1 protein-coding gene and 1 pseudogene are annotated in these 1,421 nt (G+C 35.9%); both read right to left on the reverse strand.

Annotation, left to right across the window (positions count from 1 at the left end):
* Nucleotides 1–757 (reverse strand): annotated as a pseudogene (locus tag HMPREF9096_RS09340) (hypothetical protein); the annotation flags it as partial.
* 270 nt (nucleotides 758–1,027) lie between these two features.
* Nucleotides 1,028–1,421, reverse strand: a 394-nt coding sequence (locus HMPREF9096_RS01845) for an autotransporter outer membrane beta-barrel domain-containing protein (RefSeq protein WP_009500742.1), incomplete at its 5' end; no start/stop codon positions are given.

A 1,421-nucleotide genomic window follows, 5' to 3' on the forward strand; every position in this document is an offset into this window, starting at 1 on the left:
TATTAAAGCGAATATTGGCATTTTGTGTCTCTAAGTTATATACATCGGAATCAAAACGCGGTTCCCAAAGAGAATCTTGTAAAACCATTTTTAATAACTGAAGGGTGGCGCCGCGCACTTCCCTTTGGTTTTTCACTGTGAGAGTCAATCCTCTTGTTTCACCTGGAAACTTAAATCGATAGTTGTCAATAGCAAGTACATTAAAATCATATACCCTGTTATTGATTAACGCATTTAATGGTCGGCTTGTTTTTCCTGCTTCATCGTTATCATATAGATAAGACTGATACAAAACGGGTAAACACCAATCGCAAGGGGCATTTTCTCGGAAAGAATTCATAAAATGTTTCGCATATGGTGCATTAAAATCATACCACTCCCCTTCTTGTTCTGCTCCAGATCTATTCTCCTCTAAATCTGTAAAGTACCATTTTCTTTCGTAAGTATTAGAGCCGAATAGTTTACAACCATCTTTAGGATTATCATTACAGTCGTCAGAATTTGCATAATCAATAACTTGTTTGGGAATACGACGCCAAGCCACCGAATTTGGATTTAGCATATCTTCTAATGAATAAAATACAGTTTCGTGAAATCCTTCACCTCGATGCAGAATTCCCCGCTCATTCCAATATTTTTCAAAAAATTCAGGATATGCAAAACTAAAACGAGGGATAAACAAACTAAATGTAATCAAGAAAAAAATTAAACTTTTGCTTGCTTGCTTGCTTGCTTGCTTGCTTGCTTCGAGTTTCATAATAAATTTTCCTTTGTCAAGTAAAAATAAATAGGGAGGGGGATTCTAGCATAAGACTGAACAAAAAATCTCATTTAGCTCACATTTTTCTCTATTTATTTCTTACTTATTAAAGGTAAACGTTTGCTTTTTGCTATTTTGTCAAGCCAGTTTGAAAATGTGTATAATTGCCCTCTTTATTCACAAAAATTTCTGGAAAAATGACCGCGCTTTCAGAATAAAAAAATCGGCAGAGAATTTCCTGCCGATTTTATTTTGTTACTACTAAACTTAAAACGTCCACTGTAAATTCAGCGCACCTTGTTTAGCCTGGTGATGTTTGCCTGTTTGGCGATTGAATGTTGCTTGTAAAGTTAAGTGAGATTTAATTTTTACCGCAACGCCTAATTGACTTTCAAGCGTATTTTTATTGTCTATCACTCGACGTTCACCATCTATTTCCACGCCGAAAGGTTTTTGTTGGTAAATTGAATTGACGGCAACAAATGGTTGGAAAATAACACCATTAGTGAAAGTAAATTGCGCTTTAGCTTGTGCGCCAACTCGAGTTTGTAATTGGCGAGAGCCCAGTAAATTCACTTTACTATTACCACTATCGGTTAAGCCGCCATTTACACCCAAATAAGTCAGTTGTGCCTGTGGTTGTAGGTAAAAACGAATTTGA

The sequence above is a fragment of the Haemophilus sp. oral taxon 851 str. F0397 genome (genome assembly GCF_000242295.1).
Taxonomy (GTDB): Bacteria; Pseudomonadota; Gammaproteobacteria; order Enterobacterales; family Pasteurellaceae; genus Haemophilus.